Consider the following 25,203-nt stretch of genomic DNA (forward strand, 5'->3'; position numbering starts at 1 on the left):
CTGATGTTAGCCTGCCTGACGCTACTGTTTCTGGGAGTAGGGCTTGGGCATCTTGTTCATTTATATACGGAAAAGAACCGGGATCCAGAGAAATGTACGGCGCCTGTGATTGTGTTTTATAACAACACTCAGGCTAACCTGACGCTGGACTTTATGTATTCGCTGAAAAAACGCACTGGGGTGGTTTCCATCAGCGGAACGTATTACGTCGATAATAAAATGAGCGGCGTGATCCGCCGTGATGTTTCCTATGTTTGGAGTGAAAATAAAGACAGCACCCATTTTATATCGACGGATATCAACAAAGTCACGCGTGACGAAACACTGTCCGATGCGGTTATCGAGACGGTTTTACCCGATTTTTATGTCTATCCAGGGAAAAGTATCAGTTACACCATCCTGACTCAGGGCCATCGTGGCTTTATGTTCACCATCGGGAAACGCCCGATATTTTTCTGTACACATTAAGCTGTTTTGGGAGCCGTTTATGGAACGTATCAGCCAAATGAAAGCGCTTCCGGGTAAAAGCCGCTGAAGATCAGCGGCTCTGTTGTTACCTGAATCAGAAACTGTATTTAACCCCCAGTAGGCCTTGGGTATTACTATAGCCCTGGTCACCTACCTGTTGCGCCACGTTACCCCATACGTTCAGGCTCGGGGTAATTTGCCCTTCAATGCCCACTTTCAGTTCACCAATATTTTTCGTACCACGCATATCGCTGCTGACATCGTCCATCTTCACGCTGGCAGGCTGCGTATTATGGATCCAGTTCGCTTCCACGAACGGCTGGAACTCTCGAGATTTATCGTTATCAATAGCGTTGTGGCCGTTAATATAGGCTTTTACGCCCATGCGGGTTAGCAGATTACCGGCGGTATCATCCTTCACGAGAGTACCATTGGCTTCGCGATGGTCGTCAGCCTGCACGCCCATCCATACTACCTGCGCTTTGGGCTGCAACCAGTAGCTTTGATGCGCGCTTTCACCTAACCTGAAGCTGTAACCGGCTTCAACCGAGGCGGTAATTCCTTTGGATTTATATTTCTCAGCGGCCTGATCCTGACCCATAACCTTGTTATCAAACCAGTTGTACAGCATCCAGGTATCCACATAAGCTCCAGACCGATCGATATTGTTAGCATACCAGGTGCCATAAAGGCCGACGCTGTAACCGGTGACTTGACCACGGGAATGATAGTCACTCACGGACGACAGCGTGCGGTTCTGGCTGTTGGCATAACCTGCCATTGCACCAATATGCCAACGGTCAAGACCGTCAGTGCTCCACTGTGCCAGATCGCCTCCCAGTTGTAACACATAGCTGTTGATGCGGGTTTTTAGCTGCCCGCTGCCATCGTTGAAGCGAGTATGGGCGCCGACGTTACGCATCCACAGGCTGGTGACCTTCTTCTCACCCGTCAGCATGTCGGTGTACTGGGTTTCACCCAGACGGTCATGGAGACGCGTCATGAACAGCGTATTTGCCGCATGGTTGTTGGCAAGATAGCTGCCCACTTCCGGACGGAACTGATGTTCTGTTATCGGCGGTGTGTCAGATTGCCCTATGTCAGGAATGACCGGATCAGGGATGACCGGGTCTACTGGCTCAGGGTCTACAGGATCAGGGTCCACCGGATCGGGAATAACAGGGTCAGGGATGACCGGGTCTACAGGATCAGGGTCCACCGGATCGGGAATGACAGGGTCAGGGATAACTGGGTCTACTGGATCAGGAATAATCGGTTCGTCCGGCTCAATGTAGCTGGTCAGATACCAGTTTTTACCTTTCTGCACCACGTTGTAGTCATAGGCTCCGGCAACAATACGGCTTGCTTTTTCGAAAGTACCGTTAGAATTGCCAGCAACGTTAACAATTTCAATACCTTCAATGGTTTGCGCCCCGGCTCCTCCAATATTATTTACTGCAACAAATGTGTTGCCTGAAGTATTGCCGAGAACCTGCAGCCTGTCCGTTTCGGAATCATCATCGTTGAGCACAGTATTAAAGACCAGCTTACCGCCGTTGCCTACATAATCTTCATTGATGGTGAGCGTTTGCCATGGCTCGCCATCTTCATGGCTGAAGTGAATGATTGCGCCACTATTCAGCGTCAGGTCAGTGAGCGTTGAGCTGCTGGTCATATTCCAGGTCGCATCGCTCATTTGTACAGAGATAACGCCTGTGCCCGCCGTAGCGCTGGTGATGTACGACGCCCCGTCCCACCGCGAGTTGTCCGTCATATTGAGCTTAATCGTACTGTTCTGCTGCGGTAGCGTACCGCTGGCAGCGGTGGCGCCAGCAGCACGAATATCACCGTCGATGACGAAACGTCCTCCTGAAGAACCGTCAACAATGCCGCCAGTCTCCGTGCTGATGGCGTAACTTTCGCTACTGTTATCGCCCGCCATAGTAATAGCCGCACCGCCTGCCAGATTAATGGCGCCTCGGGAGAGGGCGTATAAACCGGCAGGGGCTTTACTATAGGATGCAGCCTTACTGGCGCTGTTGACGCTAATAGTGGCATTATCTCCCAAATTAACGGTAGCGTTAGTTGCATATACCGCGTGTGCGCTGGCACCGTTCACCGTAATAGTAGCGTTGTTGCCAAGCTCGGTTCTGGAGGATGATGCTGCGTAAATCCCCGTTGAGGATGCGCCGGAGGTTTCGATGGTTGCATCGTCACCCAGACGAATCAACGAACCGCTTTGTCCGGTACGTAGCCCCTCCGAACTGTCGCCGGTAGTAACAATATGTGCACGATTGCCGACGACAATCGTATTTTTGGCACGTGACGCATCCCGCATGGCGTTAGCTGTAATTCCACGTCCCTGGCTACCTGTTGTTTTGATATACAGATCGTCGCCGACGTAAATATTGGCCGATCCGGTCCAACCCTGGCCCAGTGAGTTATATCCGGCGTTAATACCGTCACCATCCTGACCATCCACGTAGATGCGGGTACGGTCACCGGTAATAATAAATACCGGGTTATCCGGAGTATTCGCGCCGTGAGTACGGATGCCATCGACGTCTCTACCATTATTCGCGGCATTCGCCGACTGCGTCCGAATGGTCAGGTCGTTGCCAAAAATCACGCCCGGACTTCCCGTCCCGCTGTTTTGAATAACCGTGACTGTGTGTTCAAACGCCTCCGCGCCCGGCCCATTAAGCGTGAGGCCATTGCCATAAACCGGGATGGTACCGGTGTTCCACTGATAAACGTAGTTGGGCATGGTACCGACTTTGGTGAAACCGGTACTGGCCTGAGCGGGAATAATAGCCTGTAATTCCGGCGGCAACTGGCTGACCAGCCCACTGGATGGCAGACTATCAACGTCGACCCAGGCCGCCTGGGAGGGAAATACCATAGAGGCTAATGCTGCTGATACCGCTATGGCGATGAATGAGTAATTTTGGGGAGTTGGCATTCTGCCTCCTGCATTATGGCGTAAAGCGTCTTCCACATCGCAATAATATGGAAATAATAAAAATGGAAACGGATCTATAAAATATTTGATATTATTTTATGAATGCTATGCCCTAGCTTATTTTCAAGCCGCAGCTTATGCACATAAAGTTTCTTAATATCAATATTGTCAATATTTACAATCTGCTGAATACTTATTCCTGATACAAAGCGCTTCAGTAATATAAATTCCGTATAGTTAAGCGTTCGTCCACGTTTACTGTTGGCGAGCCGACCGGTAAACAAGCGGTGCATCTTTTGCTGTTGCACAATATCATCGTCATCGGAATAAATAATTCCTTGTATTTTATTGCTTTTCAAAATCCAGTAATTGGCCAGCGGAGTTAAACTTCTGTCAGAAATCAGGACAATATGCATGCCACTGTCTGCCAGACTGTCAGCCCATTGCAAATCGGTAAATCGTCGAAGATTCGGGAAAGAAAAATCAACAAAGATAAAACCGCTGGATAAATGGTTGTGTCTATCAAGCAATAACTTTTCAATAAACCCTTTTTTCAGGAAAGCATTACCATCTGGCCAGATGGAAAATGCCGCATTATGACAGTATTGCACCCGTACTGCGCTGTCAGGGAATAATTGACAGGATAAATCGCAACTAATGCAATGGACAATTTGTGAAGGCTTTCTCATCATCCTGAACGACTCCCGTCGATGTTTCTATTAATATTTCATTGGTAAATAAATGTGTCAATCCAGATAATATACAGTGCTACGGCTGTCAAAAGTCGCGAATTATTGTCAGTGTCATAAACTCCTGGAAAGACCTAAAATACAGCTTTAAGGAACCATGACAGATCCGACAGTCGTAATACATCATTTCGGATTTGTATTTCACCCATTGGGATTTTTATACATAATCTCCAATATCATAAAAAATCTTAAAACAGCACTATTTGCTAAATCATGAGAGTGATAAATAACGGTTCTCAATACCATCTATCTGCTGCCTTCGTCACTATCGGAGTGATGTGATGAAATATAAAAGTAATTCCTGTAAACCTGTAATGAATTCTTATTATTAAAACCTAATTTAAGATTTTTTCTTTTATTGCATTGTTATTCAATGACTTAATGGTGACATTTGTGCTCTCATCAACTTCTTATATACAAATTTAAGACTATTTTATAGAGACACATGTAAACTTTAAGAGGGTGTAATGCTAATGCCATGAGAAAATCTTGTAACTTAACGCCGGGAGTTATACCTTGCCAATAAGTTGATCTAACTTAATTCTGAATGTGACGGTCTGAGCACCTGACAGAGTTATCGGTCGAAGCAACTTCAGCTTCTGGCTTCTCTTTTCAATTGCTCATCTGATGAAAACTCTTTCCCGGAGCACATTAGTGAGAAACAGAATGTGGTCAAACCTAATGTCCATAGATGTCGTCAGTCACTTCACAAATATCCGCCTCCTGGCAGATATCTTTAACCGCTCGTCCAGCTTCGACCAACTTAATTATGGTGATGTTCTGATGCTCAGTGAGACGGGCTTTATGCATAGAGATTCCTTCGTCAGCAGTTCGATGACGTGATCTCTAAATGTGAATAGCACGATTATGTGGAGTAATATGAGTACCTGGTATAAGAATGTATACGGATATTTTACTACTGAAATATAATAATGGGGGGGTAAGAATAAACAGGACGTATGGGAGAACAAGGGTATAAAGATGAAATGCTTGCAGTATCTAATAGATAACAATGAAAAATCAGGTAACTGAGAAACTATTCAGTGTTTAGGTTGATGTGTTATTAAGTCATTCAGCCGCTACAGCACATTATCAGGATAATTTTGTCTGGATAAAACGGAGGAGTGAATCGCCACAGGTTTAACAGACACCGCTGAGTCATTTAAGATGACTTAAAGAGAAGAGCCCATGAGCGGTAAATGTTATCCCGAAGCGTTTAAAATTAAAGCGGTAAAACAGATTATTGAGCGCGGCCATTCTGTTTCCAGCGTCGCAACACGTCTTGATATTACTACCCATAGTCTTTACGCCTGGATAAAGCCGCCACATTCACGACGGCATCATGTTGACCTGAATCTGACGGGGCATACAGGCAGTTCTGGCTGGAATCGGGCTGTGTTTATGGCTATCGCAAGATCTGTCTCGATCTGCGGGATATCAGGAACAATGCGGTGTAAGCAAAGTCTGGTGGTTGATGCAACGTGTGGGGATAAAGGCTCGGGTCGGATACCGAAGTCCACGGGCGCGTGGCAATTCATTTTATTTAGTTCAGAAGAGGCTAATTGGCGGAAGATCACAGGAGTCGAACCTGCCCGGGACCGCTGGCGGCCCCAACTGGATTTGAAGTCCAGCCGCCTCACCGGAGACGACGATCTTCCGCGCCTCGATTGCTACATGGAGGCGCGCGCATTATAGCTACTTCCTGGCGTTTCCACATCCCCTCCCGTGCTTTTTTAACTTCCCTTTCCTTCTGCCATGATCGGTTTCATGTAAATCCCCATAAAATCCATTAGTTACATTTCATCACACTTTTTGACGCTACCCCGATCACAGAAAACAAGAATCGTAATTTGATAACTAAATAACGGAATATTCACGCTCGCAGGGAAGGTTTACAAAAACTGTAACCGGTATCAGTGAGTGTTGTGAGCGTTAAGGATGCGTAATGAAAAGTGAAATTCTCTCCGTTAAGGAGAAGATTGGCTATGGTATGGGCGATGCCGCGAGCCACATCATCTTTGATAACGTCATGTTATATATGATGTTCTTCTATACCGATATTTTCGGCATTCCTGCTGGTTTTGTCGGCACCATGTTTTTACTGGCGCGTGCGCTTGATGCCATCTCCGACCCTTGCATGGGCCTGCTGGCCGACCGCACCCGCTCTCGCTGGGGCAAATTCCGACCCTGGGTGCTGTTTGGCGCGTTGCCGTTTGGTATCGTTTGTGTGCTGGCTTATAGCACGCCGGATCTCAGTCTGAACGGCAAAATGATTTATGCCGCCATCACCTACACGTTGCTCACCCTTCTGTACACTGTGGTCAACATCCCTTACTGCGCGTTGGGGGGGGTAATAACCAATGACCCAACGCAGCGTATCTCCCTGCAATCTTGGCGCTTTGTGCTGGCAACGGCGGGCGGAATGCTCTCTACCGTACTGATGATGCCTCTGGTGAAACTGATTGGCGGCGAGAATAAGGCGCTGGGCTTCCAGGGGGGTATCGCGGCGCTCTCGGTGGTGGCGTTCCTGATGCTGGCGTTCTGCTTCTTTACCACCAAAGAGCGCGTTGAAGCGCCTGCCACCCATACCTCCATGCGTGAAGACCTGCGTGATATCTGGCACAACGACCAGTGGCGCATAGTCGGCCTGCTCACCATCCTGAATATTCTGGCGGTATGCGTGCGCGGCGGGGCGATGATGTATTACGTCACCTGGATATTGGGCAAGCCGGGCGTGTTTGTCGCCTTCCTCACCACCTATTGCGTCGGCAACCTGATTGGCTCGGCGCTGGCAAAACCGTTGACCGACTGGAAATGCAAAGTGAGCGTTTTCTGTTGGACCAACGCTTTACTCGCAGTAATCAGCGTGGCGATGTTCTTCGTACCGATGCACGCCACGATCGCTATGTTCGTCTTTATCTTCGTGATTGGCGTGTTGCACCAGTTAGTCACGCCTATCCAGTGGGTGATGATGTCTGACACCGTCGACTATGGCGAATGGTGTAACGGCAAACGCCTGACGGGGATCAGTTTTGCCGGCACGTTGTTCGTGCTGAAACTGGGTCTTGCCCTCGGCGGGGCGCTGATTGGCTGGATGCTGGCAGGCGGCGGTTACGACGCGGCGGCGAAAACGCAAAACAGCGCCACGATCAGCATCATCATCGCTCTGTTCACTATCGTCCCGGCCATCTGTTATCTGCTGAGCGCCGCGATCGCTAAACGCTACTACACCCTGAAAAGCCCGTTCCTGAAAACCATTCTGGAACAACTGGCGCAGGGCGCACACCGTAACGAACAAGAATTTCCCCATAAAGAATTGCAGAACTAAAGGAACAGACTATGAAAATTAGCGACGGAAACTGGCTGATCCAGCCTGGCCTTAATTTGATTCACCCGGTTCAGGTGTTCGACGTTGAACAGCAGGGGAATGAGATGGTGGTCTATGCCGCGCCGCGCGATGTCCGCGAACGAACCTGGCAACTGGATACCCCGTTGTTTACCTTGCGCTTTTTCTCGCCGCAGGAAGGAGTGATAGGTGTACGGATGGAACACTTCCAGGGCGCTTTGGATAACGGCCCACATTATCCACTCAATGTCTTGCAAGATATCAACGTAGAGATGCAGAACAACGCCGAATTTGCCGAACTCAAGAGCGGCAGCCTGAGCGTGCGCGTCACCAAAGGCGAGCTCTGGTCCCTGGATTTTCTGCGCAACGGTGTACGTATCACCGGTAGCCAGTTGAAAAATAACGGCTATGTACAGGACACCAACAGCGGGCGCAACTACATGTTCGAGCGCCTGGATCTCGGCGTGGGCGAAACCGTCTACGGGCTGGGCGAGCGCTTTACCGCGCTGGTGCGTAACGGTCAGACGGTGGAGACCTGGAACCGCGACGGCGGCACCAGCACCGAGCAGTCTTACAAGAACATCCCGTTCTATATCACCAACCGTGGCTACGGTGTGCTGGTAAACCATCCGCAGTGCGTGTCGTTTGAAATTGGCTCCGAGAAAGTCTCCAAAGTCCAGTTCAGCGTTGAGAGCGAGTATCTGGAATACTTCGTCATCGACGGCCCGACCCCGAAAGACGTGCTGAACCGCTATACCCAATTTACGGGTCGTCCGGCGCTGCCGCCCGCCTGGTCGTTTGGCCTGTGGCTGACCACCTCATTTACCACCAACTACGACGAAGCGACCGTTAACAGCTTTATCGACGGTATGGCCGAGCGCAATCTACCGCTGCACGTCTTCCACTTCGACTGTTTCTGGATGAAAGCTTTTCAGTGGTGCGATTTTGATTGGGACCCGGTGACTTTCCCCGATCCGAAAGGGATGATTCGCCGCCTGAAAGCGAAAGGGCTGAAAGTCTGCGTGTGGATTAACCCCTACATCGGCCAGAAATCCCCGGTCTTCCAGGAGCTAAAAGAGAAAGGGTATTTGCTTAAACGCCCGGACGGCTCCTTGTGGCAGTGGGATAAATGGCAGCCGGGACTGGCGATTTACGACTTCACCAACCCGCAAGCCTGCGAATGGTATGCCGACAAGCTGAAGGGCCTGGTGGAGATGGGAGTGGACTGCTTCAAAACTGACTTCGGCGAACGCATTCCAACGGATGTGCAGTGGTTTGATGGTTCAGATCCACAGAAAATGCATAACCATTATGCCTATATCTACAACGAACTGGTGTGGAACGTGCTGAAAGAGACCGTCGGCGTTGAAGAGGCGGTGCTGTTCGCCCGTTCCGCCTCGGTGGGCGCGCAACAGTTCCCGGTGCACTGGGGCGGCGACTGTTACGCCAACTACGAATCGATGGCGGAAAGCCTGCGCGGCGGGCTGTCCATTGGCCTGTCAGGATTTGGCTTCTGGAGCCATGATATTGGCGGATTCGAGAATACCGCGCCGGCGCATGTCTACAAGCGTTGGTGCGCATTCGGCTTGCTCTCCAGCCACAGCCGCCTGCACGGTAGCAAATCCTACCGGGTTCCGTGGGCCTATGACGACGAGTCCTGTGACGTGGTGCGCTTCTTCACCGAACAGAAGTGCCGGATGATGCCGTATCTGTATCGGGAAGCGGCGCGCGCCAACGAAGCCGGTACGCCAATGATGCGGGCGATGATGCTGGAGTTCCCGGACGATCCGGCGTGTGATTATCTTGATCGCCAGTACATGCTGGGAGATGCGGTCATGGTAGCGCCGGTATTTAGTGAAGCGGGCGACGTGGAGTTCTATCTGCCAGAAGGCCGCTGGACGCACCTGTGGCGCAACGATGAAGTGCAGGGCAGCCGCTGGCATAAACAGCAGCATGACTTCCTGAGCCTGCCAGTGTACGTGCGTGACAATACACTACTGGCGCTGGGCAACAATAGCCAGAAGCCCGATTACGCCTGGCATGAGGGTACGGCCTTCCAGTTATTCCATCTGGATGACGGCTGCGAAGCGGTCTGCGAAGTCCCTGCTACGGATGGTTCGACAATCTTTACGCTGCAGGCGAAACGCACAGGCAATACCATTACGGTGAGCGGCGAAGGCGAGGCGCGCAACTGGACGCTGTGTCTGCGTAATATTACGCAGATTAGCGGTACCAAATGCGGCTCATATGCGGGAAGTGAACTGGGCGTAGTGGTTACCCCGCTGGGAAATGAAGTGGTGATTACGCTTTAAATCTGAATCGCCGGATGGTGCTGTGAGCTGCGCTTATCCGGCCTACAAATGAGCAAGAATCGTAAGCCCGGTAAGCGTCAGCGCCACCGGGCAAGCCCTCAATTACAGCGCTGGCTCCGTTGACGTAACTTCCCCGCCGGACACCACGCCCGCTTGCATCGTCTGCGTTATCTGCTGCTTTTGTGCGTTGACCGCGTGTAATTGCCCGTTTACCGTCGGTTTCAACGGCGCATCGGCCTGAATATTGCCGCTGGCCGTGAGCTGAATATTGCCATCGCCAGCAATCGGTAATGCCGGCCAGCCCCACTGTTGTAGCACATCCATTGGTACGCCGCGTCCGTTCAGGCTGATTTGCGTCTGACGCTGCGGCAGTTGCGATACGCTGGCAGTGGCTTCCAGTATCCCTTTTCCAGTAAACGCGCTCAGATCGCTGATGTTGACTGTGCTGGCATTAGCCGTCAACGACAGCGACGGGCGGCGCACATCCACACGGTTAAAGGTTGCCGCTGCGGCGTTGAGGGTCGCATTGCCGCTCCAGACGCCCCATTGATGATGTTGTACCAGCTCCAGGTTTGCGCCGTAGCCGTCCAGAGCGGTGATTTGCCACGGGAAGGCCGGGTCGATATCAATCACCAGGTTGCGGCTGGCGCTGAATTTTTTCAGCGTCAGGCTATTCAACCAGTCGGGCAACGGCTTCATCCATAGCTGCTTCCAGTTTTCCGGCAGCGTATACTCCAGCCCGGCGATAGCGGTATCGTCCAGAATAAGCGCTTTGCTCTCGCGTAACCAGGCGCCGGAAGTTCTGACCATACCGCCTTCCCAGCGGGTGGTGAACTGGCGTAGCGCAACGCCCTGTGGTGAAAATTCGGCGTTCAGGATTGGATCGAGCAAGTGCAGCGAGCCGTAAATAAACTCGCTGGCGTTCATCGATAATTTACCTTCCTGACTTTGCCAGTCTTCTTTGCGCAGAGTCAGATTGCGCAAACTCAGGTCAAGATCGGTGACTGCCCAGTCTGGTCCTTGCAGGCTGGAGTCCGTCACTTCAAGACGACCAATCTGCAAAGATGGAACCGTAGTAAGCGGCGCGAAAAACTCGCTCAGGGATTTATCGCTTTGTAACCGAATATCATTCAGCCGCAGATTTTCAACGACCCAACTACCGTCAGCGTTACGCCGGGCGACGCCGGTTAACGCTCCGCGCGCCATATCGGCGCCGACGGTGTTTAACATCACCTGATTATGGTCGATACTGCCTTCAATAAGCACATTAGTGGCGGGAACGTCGTTTAACGTCAGCGAACCAGCGCTCAGTTGGATCTGGGCTTTATTGCCCAATACCCGACCGGCTTCGGGGCGCCAGGGCATAACGCCGCCGTTAACGCGCTGGGCGCTCAACCGCCATTCGCTGCCGGGACTATTGAGCGCCATATTGCGAAGTTGCAGGCGGTCGGCCTCAAACGGGAAAGGGGCAGTTTGCACTGAAATATTCAGCGTGCCGTCCTGTAACAGAATCGTGTCGACATGCAGCGGCGCGGTTAACTGGCGAATGCTCAGACCGATATCTACGGTTTTCGCGACCAGGGTAGCAGGCTGACCATCACGACCAAAGGTCACATTCTCCAGTAAAAGATGGGATGGGGCGGAAAAACGATGATCCATCACGTCGAAGGTGAGGTGATAACCGCTGTTCTCTGATACCCAGTTGCTGATGTGATCTGCGCCCCAGCGCGTTTGCAGCAGAAAATAAAAGCCGAAAATCACCACTAAACAGGCGATCAGCACATAGAGAAGCAACCTCCCAATCAATTTCATGGTCTTCCATCCCGTGAAATGCACATAGGGGATTTATGCACGATTTGCGTGCAATCCTCAAGACAGGAATGGTGAAAGAGCGTTACAGCAGCGGCGAATCGCGTCGCCGCCGCAGGGTTTTTACGGTTTTTCCGGCGGGAGAATCAGGTTCAACACGATAGCCGTGATGCCGCCAGCGGCAATTCCGGATGAGAGCAGATTTTTCACCCATTCCGGCGCGAACTGCAGGATCTGCGGCTGTTGCGAGACGCCAAGACCCACGGCCAGCGACAGGGCGATAATCAGAATCGCGCGGCGGTTCAGCGGCTCACGCGAGACAATACGCACCCCGGAGGCGGCAATGGTGCCGAACATCACTAACGTGGCGCCGCCGAGCACCGGTTCCGGGATATGCTGCACAAAACCGCTTACCGCCGGGAACAGGCCGAGCACAATCAGCATCAGCGCGACGACAAATCCCACATAGCGACTGGCGACGCCGGTCAACTGAATTACGCCGTTGTTCTGACCGAAACAGGAATTCGGGAACGTATTAAATACCGCTGAAACAAATGAGTTCAGGCCGTTAGCCAGTACGCCGCCCTTTAGCCGTTTCATATACAAGGGGCCGGATACCGGCTGCTCGGAGACATCAGAGGTGGCGGTGATGTCGCCGATGGTCTCCAGCGACGTAATCATAAAGACCAGCATCAACGGCAGTAACAGGTTCCAGTCAATGCCCAGACCATAATACAGCGGGGTCGGCACCATCAGGATGTCCTGCGAGACTGGCGCGTTATTCTCAGGCAACATGCCCATAAACCAGGCCAAAAGATAGCCTGCCGCCATGGCAATAACCAAAGAAGCCACGCGCAGGTAGGGATTACGCTGCCGATTCAGCAGGATAATAATGGCCAGGACGACGCCGGCCAGCAGCAGGTTTTTCGGTGCGCCAAAGGTGTTGTCGCTCATGGCGGCATAGCCGCCGCCGATGGAGGTTAGCCCCACCTGAATCAGCGACAGGCCAATAATCATCACCACGACGCCGGAGACTAACGGCGTGATAATCCGTCGCGCCAGATGTAGAATGCGAGAAAGCACCATCTCGGTGCAGCTTGCCAGCATCAGCGTGCCGAACAGCGCCGCCATCATCGTCGGGACGTCCGCGCCGCCGGTTTTCAGCGCGGTACCGCCCATAATCAGCGGGGCGACAAAGTTAAAACTGGTTCCCTGGATGGATAACAGCCCCGATCCTACCGGCCCCCACGCTTTGATTTGAATAATAGAGGCTACGCCGGAGGCGAACAGCGACATGCTGATAATGTGCTGCGTATCCTGCGCCGGTAAACCCAACGCCTGGCAGATTAACAGCGCTGGCGTGATTACCGCGACAAACATGGCCAGCAGATGCTGACAAGCGGCAAAAAGGGTTTGAGGGAGCGGCGGGCGATCTTCAAGACGGTAAATTAATTCGCTGTTTTGCGTCTGCGCAACCGGTTGCGCATCTGCCGGCTCGATGGCGTTAACGGACATCAGGGACATTCTCGTGGTGGAAAAGCGGTGATTTTATCTGACCAGGTGGTAAAAGCAAACGATTGCGAGCGAATATTCTTAATATTTAAAAAAGATAAATGCACCTTTTTATATAACTTTTTGCCTTTTTCTGCTTAAAATCCATGCCGAAGACTCGCAAAGAGCTAAAAAACTGACTCAGGAAATGATTTGTGCGCACATGTCACAGCGCACTACAGGAGCTTTAAATGTTTGAACTCGATACCTTATCGACCCTTGTCGCCGCCACGCTGGTGCTGCTACTGGGTCGCAAGCTGGTCCAGTCTGTCTCCTTACTGAAGAAATATACGATTCCGGAGCCGGTGGCGGGGGGGTTACTGGTCGCGGTTGCGCTGCTGGTGCTGAAAAAAAGCGTCGGTTGGGAGGTCAACTTTGATATGACCCTGCGCGATCCGTTGATGCTGGCGTTTTTCGCGACGATCGGCCTTAACGCTAACCTTGCCAGCCTGCGCAAGGGGGGACGCGTTGTTGGCGTCTTCCTGGTCGTCGTGGTCGGATTACTGCTGATGCAGAATGCCATCGGTATCGGCATGGCGAGTCTGTTGGGGCTGGACCCGTTAATGGGGCTGATTGCCGGGTCAATTACGCTGTCCGGCGGACACGGTACCGGCGCGGCGTGGAGTAAACTGTTTGTCGAACGTTATGGTTTTGCCAATGCCACCGAAGTTGCGATGGCATGTGCAACCTTTGGCCTGGTGCTGGGCGGGTTGATAGGCGGCCCGGTAGCGCGTTATCTGGTGAAACACTCCACCACGCCGGATGGAATGCCTGACGATCAGGCCGTGCCGACAGCCTTTGAAAAGCCGGATGTGGGCCGTATGATCACTTCTCTGGTGCTAATCGAAACCATCGCCCTGATTGCTATCTGTCTGACCGTGGGCAAAATCGTAGCGCAGCTACTGGCGGGAACGGTGCTTGAACTGCCGGTCTTCGTTTGTGTGCTATTTGTTGGGGTGATCCTCAGCAATGGCCTGGCGCTGGTGGGTTTTTATCGCGTATTTGAGCGTGCTGTTTCGGTGCTGGGGAACGTGAGCCTGTCACTGTTCCTGGCAATGGCGCTGATGAGCCTGAAGCTGTGGGAACTGGCGTCGCTGGCGCTGCCGATGCTGGCGATTCTGGTGGTACAGACCATCTTCATGGCGCTGTACGCGATCTTCGTCACCTGGCGCATGATGGGGAAAAACTACGATGCAGCGGTGTTGGCGGCGGGTCACTGCGGTTTTGGCCTGGGCGCAACGCCGACCGCCATTGCTAATATGCAGGCGATTACCGACCGTTTTGGCCCCTCGCATATGGCGTTCCTGGTGGTGCCGATGGTTGGTGCGTTCTTTATCGATATCGTTAATGCGTTGGTAATCAAGCTGTACCTGCTGTTACCGATTTTCGCGCAATAATAGTTTGTACGGCGGCATTAAAGCCGCCGTGCTCATTAGGCGTTGGAATAACGTTCGGTTTCCGGCATCCAGCGCTCAATCAGCGCTTGTGCCTGCTGCGGATAACGTTCGTGAATATGACGGGCAATACGCTGAACTTCGGGGATCATGGCTTGATCGCGCAGCAAATCAGCTACTTTAAATTCGGCGTTACCCGTCTGGCGCGTGCCCAGTAATTCCCCCGGGCCGCGAATCTCTAAATCTTTTTGTGCAATCACAAAGCCGTCGTTGCTGTCGCGCAATACCTGTAAACGCTTCTGCGCCGTTTTCGACAGCGGCGATTTATAGAGCAGCACGCAGTGCGATGCGACCGCGCCACGGCCAACGCGCCCTCTGAGCTGGTGTAACTGCGCCAGGCCCAGCCGCTCCGGGTTTTCAATAATCATCAGGCTGGCGTTAGGAACATCGACCCCCACCTCAATCACCGTAGTGGCGACCAGCAGATGCAGTTCACCCTGCTTAAAGGCCTGCATCACCGCCTGTTTTTCGGCGGGCTTCATGCGGCCGTGTACCAGGCCAATATTCAACTCCGGCAGCGCCAGCTTGAGCTCCTCCCAGGTGGCTTCCGCCGCCTGCGCTTCCAGCAGGTCGGACTCTTCAATCAGCGTACAGACCCAGTAGGCCTGACGGCCTTCGGTTGTGCAGGCGTTGCGCACACGATCAATGATTTCATGGCGACGGGTATCCGGAATCGCAACGGTAGTGACAGGGGTACGGCCCGGCGGTAGCTCGTCAATCACCGAGGTATCGAGATCGGCGTAGGCAGTCATCGCCAGGGTGCGCGGAATGGGCGTTGCGGTCATAATCAACTGATGTGGGTGAAAGCCCTGCTGCTGGCCTTTTTCCCACAGCGCCAGACGCTGGTGGACGCCAAAGCGGTGCTGTTCGTCGATGATCACCAGCGCCAGCCCGTTAAACTGCACCTGTTCCTGAAAGATAGCGTGGGTGCCGACAATCATCTGCACCTGACCGCTGGCAATAGCCTCTTGCTGCGCCTGACGCGCTTTACCTTTTTGCTTACCTGCCAGCCAACCCACTTCAACGCCCAACGGTTCGAACCAGTTGCGGAAATTATTTGCGTGCTGTTCAGCCAGCAATTCGGTCGGCGCCATCAGCGCCACCTGCTTACCGTGGGCAATAGCGCGCAAGGCGGCAAGCGCCGCAACCAGCGTTTTCCCTGAGCCGACGTCGCCCTGAACCAGACGCATCATCGGCACATCCAGAGCCATATCACGTTCGATCTCTGCTACCACCCGCGCCTGCGCGCTGGTGGGTTTAAACGGCAACGACGCCAGCAGATTGTCTTTCAATATGTTGTTGGTACTTAGCGGCTGAGCGTGGTAGCGCTGCGCGCCTGCGCGAAGTGCCAGCATACTGAGGTTATGCGCCAGTAGCTCTTCAAGAATAAGCCGCCGCTGCGCCGGGTGTTTACCGGTTTCTAAATCGGCGAGCTGGAGTGTCGGCGGCGGGCGATGCAAGGTACGTAGCGCCTCCGGCAGGCTCATCATACCCTGCGCCAGTTCCGGCGGCAGTAGTTCGGCAATGGCGCAGGTGTCGAGCAGCTCCAGCGCCTGATCGGTAAGCTTGCGCAGTGTCGCTTGCTTCACGCCCTCGGTGGTCGGATAGACGGGGGTGAGCGTTTCCTGAAGTTCCGGCGTGCTGAGATCGCCCTGCAGGCGATATTCCGGATGGATCATCTCTGCGCCATACTTGCCGCGCTTCGCTTCCCCGTAGGCCAGCACACGCCGTCCCGTCGCCAGGCTGTTTTTCATCGCCGCGTTAAAATTGAAAAAGCGCATGGTAAGAATGCCGGAACCGTCGCTAATCTGGCAGGTCATCATCCGACGACCGCCGAAAGTGATATTGCAGTTCAGCACTTCACCTTCAACGGTGGCGTAGATGCCAGGCAGCAGTTCGCCAATGGGGTAGAGATGGGTGCGGTCTTCGTAACGCAGAGGGAGGTGGAGCAGGAGGTCCTGCACGGTGTGCAGGCCAATTTTCGCCAGTTTACTGCTTTGCGCTGCGCCGACGCCTGTCAGGGAATTGAGCGGAACAGCGTCTAACAAGCGGCCTGACATGGTGATTACCCTGCCGCCTGCATCGTCGCCCACCAGTCAGCATCGGCGTCGATTTCGCCCTGCTGATTGACGCGAGGATAAGGCAGACCTTTACGTTTAGCGACTTTCGCCAGCACCGGATAACCACCCTCAAACAGCAGGCGCTGCTGTTCATCTTCCGGCAACATGCTATTTTCACGCAGATACATGCCCGCGTTCTGTCGCTGGCGCTGGGCTTCATAAAGAATGAGCGCGGAGGCGACGGAAACGTTCAGCGACTGTACCATGCCGATCATCGGAATGATGATGTCCCGATCCGCCAGGTCTAATGCTTCCTGAGTAATACCGGTTTTCTCCTGACCCATCAGAATACAGGTCGGGCGCGTGTAATCAATCTCGCGAAAGTCTACGGCCTTATCAGAAAGATGGGTTGCCAGAATCTGCATTCCCCGTCCTTTCAAATGGGCTACCGCATCGCCAATGGTACGGTGAGTTTTCACCTGTACCCAACTGTTGCTGCCCGCCGCTGCGGAAGCCATGGTGCGCATCCGGCTACCTGGCCAGATAGCATGGACTTCATGGACGCCAACGGCATCTGCGGTACGAATGATTGCAGAAACGTTATGAGGTTTGTGGACTTGCTCCATGCAGACCGTGAGATCAGGCTGACGCCTGGCGAGCATTTCGCATATACGCGCATAACGTTTTGGATTCATAGCGCTAGTTTCGGTTACGGGTGACTTTAATAACGTCTGGCATCACGCGGATTTTGCGCATGATATTCGCCAGATGTACGCGATCGCGTGCGGTAAGGCGAATAAAGGTACTATAGACGCGACCATCTTTCTCTTCAGTATTCAGGCTTTGAATATTGGAGGTGGTGGTATTAATCGCCGCCGTCAGGTTAGCCAGCGCGCCCTGATGGTTAAACATTTCCACCTTGATTTCGGTAATGAATTCCTGCTCCGTCTCTTTGTCCCATTCGACCGCCATAAATTTCTCTGGCTCTTTCTGGTATCCACGGATATTACGGCAGGATTCATGGTGGATCACCAGTCCTTTACCTGGGCTGACGTGAGCGATGATCGGGTCGCCTGGGATCGGACGACAACACTTCGCAAAGGTGATAAGCACGCCATCCGCGCCTTTAATCGGCAGGTGGCCGTGATTCGATTGCGCAACGGTCGGCACCACGGCTTCGCCTTGCTGCAGATTTTTCGCGACCACTACGCTCATCGCGTTGCCGAGACCGATTTCCGCCAGCAGATCGTCAAGCGTTGCCAGCTTCATACGATCCAATTCGCGCTGAATATTTTCCTGCGGAATTTCCGCCAGCTTACGACTACCGCCTAAAGCATGGTTAAGCAGACGACGGCCCAGGCTTACGGAGTCATCACGTTTGAGGTTTTTCAGCAACTGACGAATTTTAGCGCGCGCTTTAGAGCTGACGACAAAGTTCAGCCAGGCGGCGTTGGGACGCGCGCCCGGCGCGGTAATAATTTCGACGGTCTGACCGCTGCTAAGCGGCTGCGACAGCGGATAAGGCTGCCGGTCGACACGCGCGCCGACGCAGGCGTGGCCGATATCGGTATGCACGGCGTAGGCGAAGTCCACCGGCGTAGCGCCAGCGGGCAGTTCGACAATGCGTCCTTCCGGGGTGAAAACGTAAATCTCATCCGGGAAGAGATCGGATTTTACGCTTTCGATAAATTCAAACGAACTACCGGCGCTCTGTTGTAGCTCCAGCAGGCTCTGCATCCAGCGCTGGGCGCGGATCTGCGCCGTGGTGCTGGTCTCACCGTGTTCTTTATACGCCCAGTGCGCCGCGACCCCCATTTCCGCCATCTGATCCATATCTTCGGTACGGATCTGGACTTCAACAGGAACGCCGTGCGGGCCGATCATCGAGGTGTGCAAAGACTGATAGCCGTTCGCTTTGGGAATGGCAATATAGTCTTTCACCCGTCCCGGACGAGGCTTATAGAGACTGTGCATCTGGCCGAGTACGCGATAGCAGGTATCGGAGTCATGAACGATGACGCGGAAAGCGTAAATGTCCATGATCGAGTGAAAACGCTGCTCTTTGAGCACCATTTTGCAGTAGATCGAGTAAAGATGTTTTTCGCGACCGCTAACGCGACACGGAATGCCCGCCTCTTGCAAACGTCCTTCGATTTCAGAGAGGATTTTTTGGATCATCTCTTTACGGTTGCCGCGCGCCGCTTTTACCACTTCTTTGATGACGCGGTAGCGGTTAGGATACAGCGCTTCAAAACCCAGCTCTTCAAGCTCGGTCTTGATGTGATGGATACCTAAACGGTGTGCCAGCGGGCTGTAAATTTCGAGGGTTTCACGGGCGATGCGGCGACGTTTGTCCGGGCGTAACGAGCCCAGCGTGCGCATGTTATGGGTACGGTCAGCAAGCTTAATGAGGATGACGCGGATATCCTGCACCATCGCCATAATCATTTTGCGGAAGTTTTCGGCCTGCGCCTCTTTCTTATCGCGGAACTTGAGCTTATCAAGTTTCGATACCCCCTCTACCAGCTCGGCAACGCTTTTACCGAAAAGCTGTTCCATGTCCTGATAGGTGGCGGGGGTATCTTCAATCACGTCATGCAGCAGAGCGGCCATCAGCGTTTCGTAGTCGAGTTTCATCTCGGCCAGAATACAGGCCACCGCTACCGGGTGCGTGATATAGGGTTCACCGCTTGAACGTGTCTGGCCCTCGTGAGCGTCACGTGCAACGAGATACGCCTGCCGAAGACGCTTAATCTGGTCTTCCGGCAGGTAGGTTTGAATCAGTTGATTCAGGCTTTCAAACAGATACAAGGGCGACCCGCTTTGTGATTAACGACGACCTTCAGCAATAGCGGTAACGGCTTGTAATTCAGCGGCTTCCTGCTCTTGCTGTTCCTGGCGCTCGCGGACGTCGAGGATCTGGTTGTTAATCAGACCTTCTTCGATTTCGCGCAGCGCGATAACGGTAGTTTTATCGTTTTCTTCCGGTACCAGCGGATCCTTTCCGCCTACCTGCATCTGACGAGCGCGACGCGCGGCGACCAGTACCAGGTCAAAACGGTTACCAATTTTCTCTACAGCGTCCTGAACAGTTACGCGTGCCATACTTAAAATGCTCCACAGGTGAAGAAATGACTGGGCATGATACTGAAAGTGGGTTCAGTCTGCCAACAATTTGCTGATTAAAGCGTCATGACGCTGCTTTTGGCGGCTCATACGCAGACGTTCAGCGCGAATGATGGTTTTCAAGTCGCTTAACGCGGTATCAAAGTCGTCATTCACAATAAGATAATCATATTCGGCGTAATGGCTCATTTCTGCAACCGCTTGCGCCATTCGTTTGGCAATGACTTCTTCGCTATCTTGCCCGCGGCCGCGTAAACGGCGATCCAATTCGATCTTTGACGGCGGCAAAATAAAAATGCTGCGTGCTTGCGGCATCTTTTCGCGAATTTGCTGGGCGCCCTGCCAGTCGATATCCAGAAAAACATCAACGCCGGTTGCCAGCACTTGCTCAATGGTTTCGCGCGAAGTGCCGTAGTAATTGCCAAACACTTCCGCGTGCTCCAGAAACGCCTCCCTGCCAATCATGGTTTTAAACTCATCATGATTTACAAAGAAATAGTGCTCACCGTGCACTTCACCCGGACGCGGCGCGCGCGTGGTATGTGAAACGGAAACCTGAGTGTCATACAACGGTTGGGTTTTTAATAAAGCCTGAATCAGGCTGGATTTACCCGCGCCACTGGGGGCAGAAACAATATAAAGCGTACCTTGAGCCATGAGTATCTTACGTCTGTGATTATCGAAATAGAGCCTTGATACGGGCTTATTATACACATCGCCGTTATGCGACGTAGTCTTTGTCACACTTTTTGCGCCAGATTATTGCATTTTGCGTCCCTTTTTCCGCTTTTATCGCGTCGTTGCAGCAACCCACCAAAAAATCTGGAAAGCGGCTCGGATGATGCATTTTTACCTGTCGGTTTTTATTCACTAAAGCGCTATACCTGCCGGGCAATGTGCGCAGGAGGTCGTGATGAGATTATGGAAAAGTATGGCGTGGGGAATTTTATTGTGGCATTCGCAGAGTGGGGCGCTTTGCCCGGCCTGGCCGCCAGCAAGGGCCGCTGAAGAAATCGCCCGTTTACAGCAACAGCTCGCTGACTGGAATGACATTTACTGGAAACAAGGCGTTAGCGCGGTTGACGATAGTGTGTACGACCAACTCAGCGCAAGGCTGGTTCAGTGGCAACGCTGTGTTGGTCAGGATGTTTCATCTACTCCGGTTTCACCGCCGTTAAACGGTACAACAATGCATCCTGTTGCGCATACGGGCGTACGTAAACTCGCGGACCGGCAGGCGGTAGAACAGTGGATGCGCGGGCGCAGCGAGCTTTGGGTACAACCAAAAGTGGATGGCGTAGCGGTAACGCTGGTTTATCAAAACGGTAAACTGGCCAGGGCTATCAGCCGAGGTAACGGACTACAAGGCGAGGACTGGACGCCAAAAATTCGCCTGATCCCCTCTATACCGCAGACAACACAAGGCGCGCTTGCTAACGCGGTGTTGCAGGGCGAAATCTTTCTACAGCGCGAGGGGCATATCCAGCAACGGATGGGCGGGATGAATGCGCGCTCGAAAGTCGCAGGAATGTTAATGCGCCAGGATAACGCCTCCGCGCTAAATTCGTTGGGTATTTTTATTTGGGCGTGGCCGGACGGTCCGGCAAATATGCCCGAAAGATTAAGCCAACTTGCTAAGGCTGGATTCAGTCTGACGAAGAAATATACCCTGGCGGTAAAAGATGCCAGCGAGGTCGAGCGGGCGCGCCAGTCATGGCTGACGTCAGCGTTGCCCTTTGTGACGGATGGCGTAGTGATACGCATGGCTAAAGAGCCCGCGGCACAATACTGGCGACCCGGGCAGGGCGACTGGCTGGCAGCATGGAAATATCCGCCAGTAGCGCAGGTCGCGCAAGTGAGCGCTATTCAGTTCTCGGTGGGGAAAAGCGGCAAAATTACCGTAGTAGCGTCGCTTGTCCCCGTTATATTGGATGATAAGCGGGTTCAGCGGGTCAATATCGGCTCTGTGAAACGTTGGGAAGCGTGGGATATCGCGCCGGGCGATCAGATCCTGGTGAGTCTGGCCGGGCAAGGCATTCCCCGGCTTGATGAGGTCGTCTGGCGGAGTCGTGAGCGGAGTAAGCCTGTACCGCCTGATAGCCATTTCAACTCGCTGACCTGCTTTTACGCGTCGGCAACGTGTCAGGAACAGTTTATCTCCAGGCTGGTATGGCTGGGATCACGATCGGCGTTGGGTCTGGACGGAATGGGCGAAGCCAGCTGGCGGGCCTTGCATCAGACGCATCGCTTTGAGCATATCTTCTCCTGGCTTGCCCTGACGTCAGCGCAAATAGCCAACACGCCAGGCTTTGCTAAAGGAAAAAGCGAGCAGATATGGCGGCAATTTAACCTGGCGCGCCGGCAGTCGTTTACCCGCTGGATCATGGCGATGGATATCCCCTTAACGCAGGCCGCATTACAGGCCAGCGGCGATCGTTCATGGGAGCAGTTATTAATGCGAACAGAGCAACACTGGCGGCAGTTGCCAGCGACGGGCGAGCGCCGTGCCGGGAGAGTTATCGACTGGCGGGATAATCCGCAGATCAAAGCGCTGAGCAGATGGCTGTCTGCTCAGCATATTCCCGGATTTGGGTCTTAGTGCCCTTCATGGCGGTAATAAAATACCGGCAGGCCAAGTTTAAGACGTAGCGCTAATAACCTTGCTGTAAAGCCAAACAGTAACGTAGAGATAACGACGACATCCGGATTCATGACGTAATGTTGTAGCGCAATATAGAGCACCGCCGAGGCGAACGAAATGCCGGCATATAGCTCTTTTTGAAACACCAGTGGAATGCGTTTGCAGAACATATCGCGGAGTACGCCGCCAAAGACGCCGGTAGTGACGGCGGCTACCACGGCGATAATTGGCCCTTCGCCCATATCAAGGGCTATCTGAGCGCCAATAATAGAGAAAACCACCAACCCCAGCGCGTCAAGTACCAGGAAAAGCTTGCGTAAATAGGGCATGACGGGGGCAACAATGGTGGTCAATACAGCGGCAGTCGCCACAATAATGACATATTCGGGATGCTTCACCCAACCCAGCGGATAGTGACCGAGCAGAATGTCGCGAACCGAGCCTCCACCAATGGCGGTGGCGGTAGCAATAATAATTACACCGAATGTATCCATGCGACGACGACCCGCAGCGAGTGCGCCCGTCATGGCCTCGGCAGTAATGCCAATTAAATAAAGAACGTGCAACAGCATGATTTCCCCCTAATTTACTGGGGGCGAAGATTAACGATTTGTGCGCTGTATCACGATTGAGATTTTCTAAGGCATTACACGATTAATAAATTTTAGTAATGATTTTAAATTTATGATTAATAATTATTTATTATAAATATCAATAAATTGAACGTCATTTTTGTGGTTTATTGTATGCGAGGTTTTTCTGTTTTGACTTAGATAAATTACCTGAACGGCGCCCTGGACGCGCCGCCGGTGCGTCATTTCATTATGGCTGCTGTGCGGTAAGTTGTGTGATGAAGCGCTGACGTGAGCGTTCCACATACTGTTGCAAGCCATTGGAATCAAAGAATGCCTGTGTATCGCCGTTGCGAAGTTGCTGTCGTTTCTCCAGTAGCCCGAAGCGGTCACCTTTGTTGGCAATAAAGATATCAACATGCTGGGCGGCCAGTGTCTTAAAGCTACTCTGAATATCAGTAACCAGGTCAGGGTAGTTTTTGTTGTTAATCAGCAGATAGTCGGGCGTGGCGAGACTATCTGCGTAAATTAGCGTCTTGCCGTTGCGGAGCGTTACGCGCCAGGAAGTTGAGCCGGGCAGATGTCCGGGCGTGAATAGTGCTGTCACGGTTATCCCTCCGAGGCTGATGCTTTCCTGGTTGTGGATAATTTTATCAGTGGTGACGGGCGGGAAGGGGAGCGCATCGCCAAGCGCAAAATCCTCTCGTCCACCCCTCGCCATCTGATCGGCGTTGGGTTGGCTGGCGACCAATTGTGCGCCGCTCCACGCTTTCAAACGTGCCATGCCCCCCGCTTGATCCAGCCGCGCATGGCTGTTCAATAGATAGCGTATGTCTGTGAGGCGGAATCCTGCCGCTTCAATATTCGCTTTAATTTGCGGTGCGCTTTCATCCAATCCCGCATCAATAAGAATATGCCCTGCCGGGGTGGTCAGCAGAATAGAAGAGAGATTTTCCGTGCCGACATACCACACGCCTTCTGTGATTTGAAACGGCTTCATAGGCTTAGCCCACGCTTTAAACAGTGATAACGGAGGCGCGGGTGATAACGGTTGTGAAGGATCTAATGCCGCCATGGCAGGAAGTGCTGATGTTGAAAATATACATACAAAGAATAATGCATAGCGATTCATAATGTTCTCCTGATTGAAGCGCCCGCAGTATACCTGGCAGTAATTTAGCCAGGTTCAATAAGAGAGACGTTTAATGAACTTGCTGCAAATGGATATGAACCTGTTAAAAGTACTGTATGTGCTGCTGGAGACGAGCTCTACGGGGAAAACGGCGCAAAAGCTGGCTTTGTCGCCTTCTGCGGTAAGTCATGCGTTAATGAGATTGCGCGATGCGCTAAACGACCCGTTGTTTCGACGGGAAGGGAACCGCCAGATTCCTACGCCTTATGCGCAGGCGCTGCGTGACAAATTGGCGCCTGTGTTTGTTTCGCTTAATGAGGAGCTGTTTGGCGATAAAGAGAACGGCTCCCGTTGTTTCCGGGTGGTACTTCCTCCCGCATTGAACGCGCTGCTTACGCCCGTTCTCGCAGAGAAAGGTCATCTTCATCAGGCGGTGATCGAGTGCCTTCCTTTTGCCCGCCGACCCTGGCGTGATGAACTGTTGGATAGCTCGGTTGATTTGGTGCTGGCAATTGGCGACCATCAAAAGCAGGTCAGCGCTCTGCATTACGAGCGGGTGGGGACTACGCGTTTGATTGCGGTTTATGGCGCGCCATTGCGTTCACGTCTGGAGAATGCCGCAGAGTTGAATTTTGCTGATCTACAGCATTATCAGCACATTTACTGTTTGCCGTGGACAAAAGAGAACAACGAACTGGACAGGCAGCAGGCTCGTGCCGGGTTTGAACGTCCGCTGGCGTTTGTTTGTCATGATTACAGTCAACTTGCGCCTGCTGTCCAGTCGGCGCCGCTAATGGCGATTGTACCGCGCCCCTGGTATGAAAATTTATCCGATAAGCGCGGTCTTTTTGTCCTGCCGCTTGCCGGGGAGCAGGCGGAAGGCGCTATTTTTATGCAGTATCGGGCTTCAACGGTAGAGTGGAAGCGGCGCCTTATCGACGCTATTCGCCGGAAATTAAAAACGTACTACCGATAAACGCGAGAGCCCGCATAAGGCGGGCTCTGTGACATATTGAGCGCC

General features: G+C 52.8%; 18 protein-coding genes, 1 tRNA gene and 1 pseudogene. 7 read left to right on the forward strand and 13 right to left on the reverse strand.

The genetic code is table 11. The features are described 5' to 3' along the window. The first annotated feature begins 3 nt into the window (after positions 1–3). Positions 4–468: a hypothetical protein gene (locus LDB27_RS00420; RefSeq protein WP_023213975.1), complete on the forward strand. Its 465-nt coding sequence runs from the start codon at positions 4–6 to the stop codon at positions 466–468. A gap of 94 nt (positions 469–562) precedes the next feature. Here LDB27_RS00420 and misL read toward each other — a convergent pair whose 3' ends face one another. From misL to LDB27_RS00435, 3 genes are all read right to left on the reverse strand, one after another. Next, positions 563–3,430 (reverse strand): intestinal colonization autotransporter adhesin MisL, encoded by a 2,868-nt coding sequence (misL, locus tag LDB27_RS00425; RefSeq protein ID WP_001143049.1) that lies wholly within the window; start codon positions 3,428–3,430, stop codon positions 563–565. A 74-nt stretch (positions 3,431–3,504) separates the two neighbouring features. Further along, complete coding sequence (locus LDB27_RS00430) at positions 3,505–4,122, reverse strand: helix-turn-helix transcriptional regulator (protein ID WP_000984806.1); 618 nt, start codon at positions 4,120–4,122, stop codon at positions 3,505–3,507. Positions 4,123–4,857: 735 nt separating this feature from the next. Further along, positions 4,858–4,989 (reverse strand): transposase, encoded by a 132-nt coding sequence (locus LDB27_RS00435; protein ID WP_000548510.1) that lies wholly within the window; start codon positions 4,987–4,989, stop codon positions 4,858–4,860. Positions 4,990–5,367: 378 nt separating this feature from the next. Between LDB27_RS00435 and LDB27_RS00440 the strand changes: the two are divergent. Further along, positions 5,368–5,728, forward strand: a pseudogene (locus LDB27_RS00440) (transposase); the annotation flags it as partial. A gap of 14 nt (positions 5,729–5,742) precedes the next feature. On the opposite strand, the gene LDB27_RS00445 reads toward LDB27_RS00440, so the two are convergent. Next, positions 5,743–5,837, reverse strand: a tRNA-Sec gene (locus tag LDB27_RS00445). 287 nt (positions 5,838–6,124) lie between these two features. Between LDB27_RS00445 and LDB27_RS00450 the strand changes: the two genes are divergently transcribed. Beyond that, positions 6,125–7,507 (forward strand): glycoside-pentoside-hexuronide family transporter, encoded by a 1,383-nt coding sequence (locus LDB27_RS00450; protein ID WP_000834255.1) that lies wholly within the window; start codon positions 6,125–6,127, stop codon positions 7,505–7,507. A gap of 11 nt (positions 7,508–7,518) precedes the next feature. Continuing rightward, entirely contained in the window at positions 7,519–9,837 is a 2,319-nt protein-coding gene (yicI, locus tag LDB27_RS00455; RefSeq protein WP_000703007.1) for an alpha-xylosidase, read from the forward strand. 102 nt (positions 9,838–9,939) lie between these two features. On the opposite strand, the gene LDB27_RS00460 is transcribed toward yicI, so the two are convergent. Together LDB27_RS00460 and xanP are read right to left on the reverse strand one after the other, a co-directional pair. Beyond that, on the reverse strand, positions 9,940–11,649 hold the full coding sequence (locus LDB27_RS00460) for an AsmA family protein (RefSeq protein WP_000766648.1): 1,710 nt from the start codon (positions 11,647–11,649) through the stop codon (positions 9,940–9,942). Positions 11,650–11,769: 120 nt separating this feature from the next. Then, positions 11,770–13,161, reverse strand: coding sequence for a xanthine/proton symporter XanP (gene xanP / locus LDB27_RS00465; protein WP_000115428.1), 1,392 nt, complete (start codon positions 13,159–13,161; stop codon positions 11,770–11,772). A gap of 227 nt (positions 13,162–13,388) precedes the next feature. Between xanP and gltS the strand changes: the two genes are divergently transcribed. After that, positions 13,389–14,594: a sodium/glutamate symporter gene (gene gltS / locus LDB27_RS00470; RefSeq protein WP_000462249.1), complete on the forward strand. Its 1,206-nt coding sequence runs from the start codon at positions 13,389–13,391 to the stop codon at positions 14,592–14,594. Positions 14,595–14,629: 35 nt separating this feature from the next. Here the strand turns inward: gltS and recG are convergent, their stop codons facing one another. The 5 genes from recG to gmk are packed head-to-tail and all read right to left on the reverse strand — an operon-like array spanning position 14,630 to position 20,494. Beyond that, complete coding sequence (gene recG, locus LDB27_RS00475; protein WP_000016757.1) at positions 14,630–16,711, reverse strand: ATP-dependent DNA helicase RecG; 2,082 nt, start codon at positions 16,709–16,711, stop codon at positions 14,630–14,632. Positions 16,712–16,716: 5 nt separating this feature from the next. Then, positions 16,717–17,406, reverse strand: coding sequence for a tRNA (guanosine(18)-2'-O)-methyltransferase TrmH (gene trmH, locus LDB27_RS00480; protein ID WP_001068436.1), 690 nt, complete (start codon positions 17,404–17,406; stop codon positions 16,717–16,719). A gap of 4 nt (positions 17,407–17,410) precedes the next feature. Continuing rightward, positions 17,411–19,522 (reverse strand): bifunctional GTP diphosphokinase/guanosine-3',5'-bis pyrophosphate 3'-pyrophosphohydrolase, encoded by a 2,112-nt coding sequence (spoT, locus tag LDB27_RS00485; protein WP_000280481.1) that lies wholly within the window; start codon positions 19,520–19,522, stop codon positions 17,411–17,413. 18 nt (positions 19,523–19,540) lie between these two features. Further along, positions 19,541–19,816, reverse strand: coding sequence for a DNA-directed RNA polymerase subunit omega (rpoZ, locus tag LDB27_RS00490; protein ID WP_000135058.1), 276 nt, complete (start codon positions 19,814–19,816; stop codon positions 19,541–19,543). Positions 19,817–19,870: 54 nt separating this feature from the next. Next, the gene (gmk, locus tag LDB27_RS00495; protein WP_000046966.1) at positions 19,871–20,494 is read right to left on the reverse strand and encodes a guanylate kinase; all 624 of its coding nucleotides are present in this window, start codon (positions 20,492–20,494) and stop codon (positions 19,871–19,873) included. A 256-nt stretch (positions 20,495–20,750) separates the two neighbouring features. On the opposite strand from gmk, the gene ligB reads away from it, so the two are divergent. Then, complete coding sequence (gene ligB, locus LDB27_RS00500; protein WP_001241828.1) at positions 20,751–22,436, forward strand: NAD-dependent DNA ligase LigB; 1,686 nt, start codon at positions 20,751–20,753, stop codon at positions 22,434–22,436. Here ligB and LDB27_RS00505 read toward each other — a convergent pair. Together LDB27_RS00505 and LDB27_RS00510 are read right to left on the reverse strand one after the other, a co-directional pair. Further along, positions 22,433–23,050, reverse strand: coding sequence for a trimeric intracellular cation channel family protein (locus LDB27_RS00505; protein WP_000924334.1), 618 nt, complete (start codon positions 23,048–23,050; stop codon positions 22,433–22,435). The two genes, ligB and LDB27_RS00505, sit on opposite strands and share 4 nt — an antisense overlap. A 250-nt stretch (positions 23,051–23,300) precedes the next feature. After that, positions 23,301–24,182, reverse strand: a complete 882-nt coding sequence (locus tag LDB27_RS00510; RefSeq protein ID WP_001082970.1) for an HARLDQ motif MBL-fold protein — start codon at positions 24,180–24,182, stop codon at positions 23,301–23,303. 73 nt (positions 24,183–24,255) lie between these two features. On the opposite strand from LDB27_RS00510, the gene LDB27_RS00515 reads away from it, so the two are divergent. Continuing rightward, the gene (locus LDB27_RS00515) at positions 24,256–25,158 is read left to right on the forward strand and encodes a LysR family transcriptional regulator (protein WP_001050869.1); all 903 of its coding nucleotides are present in this window, start codon (positions 24,256–24,258) and stop codon (positions 25,156–25,158) included. Positions 25,159–25,203: the final 45 nt, after the last annotated feature.

The sequence above is a fragment of the Salmonella sp. JXY0409-18 genome, assembly GCF_020268625.1.
Lineage (GTDB): Bacteria > Pseudomonadota > Gammaproteobacteria > Enterobacterales > Enterobacteriaceae > Salmonella > Salmonella enterica.

Coding starts and splice junctions, on each gene's coding strand:
- trmH (WP_001068436.1), bottom strand. CDS start 17,406: ATGAATCCAAAACGTTATGCGCGTATATGCGAAATGCTCGCCAGGCGT.
- LDB27_RS00435 (WP_000548510.1), bottom strand. CDS start 4,989: ATGCATAAAGCCCGTCTCACTGAGCATCAGAACATCACCATAATTAAG.
- ligB (WP_001241828.1), top strand. CDS start 20,751: ATGAGATTATGGAAAAGTATGGCGTGGGGAATTTTATTGTGGCATTCG.
- LDB27_RS00515 (WP_001050869.1), top strand. CDS start 24,256: ATGAACTTGCTGCAAATGGATATGAACCTGTTAAAAGTACTGTATGTG.
- LDB27_RS00460 (WP_000766648.1), bottom strand. CDS start 11,649: ATGAAATTGATTGGGAGGTTGCTTCTCTATGTGCTGATCGCCTGTTTA.
- misL (WP_001143049.1), bottom strand. CDS start 3,430: ATGCCAACTCCCCAAAATTACTCATTCATCGCCATAGCGGTATCAGCA.
- yicI (WP_000703007.1), top strand. CDS start 7,519: ATGAAAATTAGCGACGGAAACTGGCTGATCCAGCCTGGCCTTAATTTG.
- LDB27_RS00450 (WP_000834255.1), top strand. CDS start 6,125: ATGAAAAGTGAAATTCTCTCCGTTAAGGAGAAGATTGGCTATGGTATG.
- LDB27_RS00510 (WP_001082970.1), bottom strand. CDS start 24,182: ATGAATCGCTATGCATTATTCTTTGTATGTATATTTTCAACATCAGCA.
- LDB27_RS00505 (WP_000924334.1), bottom strand. CDS start 23,050: ATGCTGTTGCACGTTCTTTATTTAATTGGCATTACTGCCGAGGCCATG.
- LDB27_RS00420 (WP_023213975.1), top strand. CDS start 4: ATGTTAGCCTGCCTGACGCTACTGTTTCTGGGAGTAGGGCTTGGGCAT.
- recG (WP_000016757.1), bottom strand. CDS start 16,711: ATGTCAGGCCGCTTGTTAGACGCTGTTCCGCTCAATTCCCTGACAGGC.
- rpoZ (WP_000135058.1), bottom strand. CDS start 19,816: ATGGCACGCGTAACTGTTCAGGACGCTGTAGAGAAAATTGGTAACCGT.
- xanP (WP_000115428.1), bottom strand. CDS start 13,161: ATGTCCGTTAACGCCATCGAGCCGGCAGATGCGCAACCGGTTGCGCAG.
- LDB27_RS00430 (WP_000984806.1), bottom strand. CDS start 4,122: ATGATGAGAAAGCCTTCACAAATTGTCCATTGCATTAGTTGCGATTTA.
- gmk (WP_000046966.1), bottom strand. CDS start 20,494: ATGGCTCAAGGTACGCTTTATATTGTTTCTGCCCCCAGTGGCGCGGGT.
- gltS (WP_000462249.1), top strand. CDS start 13,389: ATGTTTGAACTCGATACCTTATCGACCCTTGTCGCCGCCACGCTGGTG.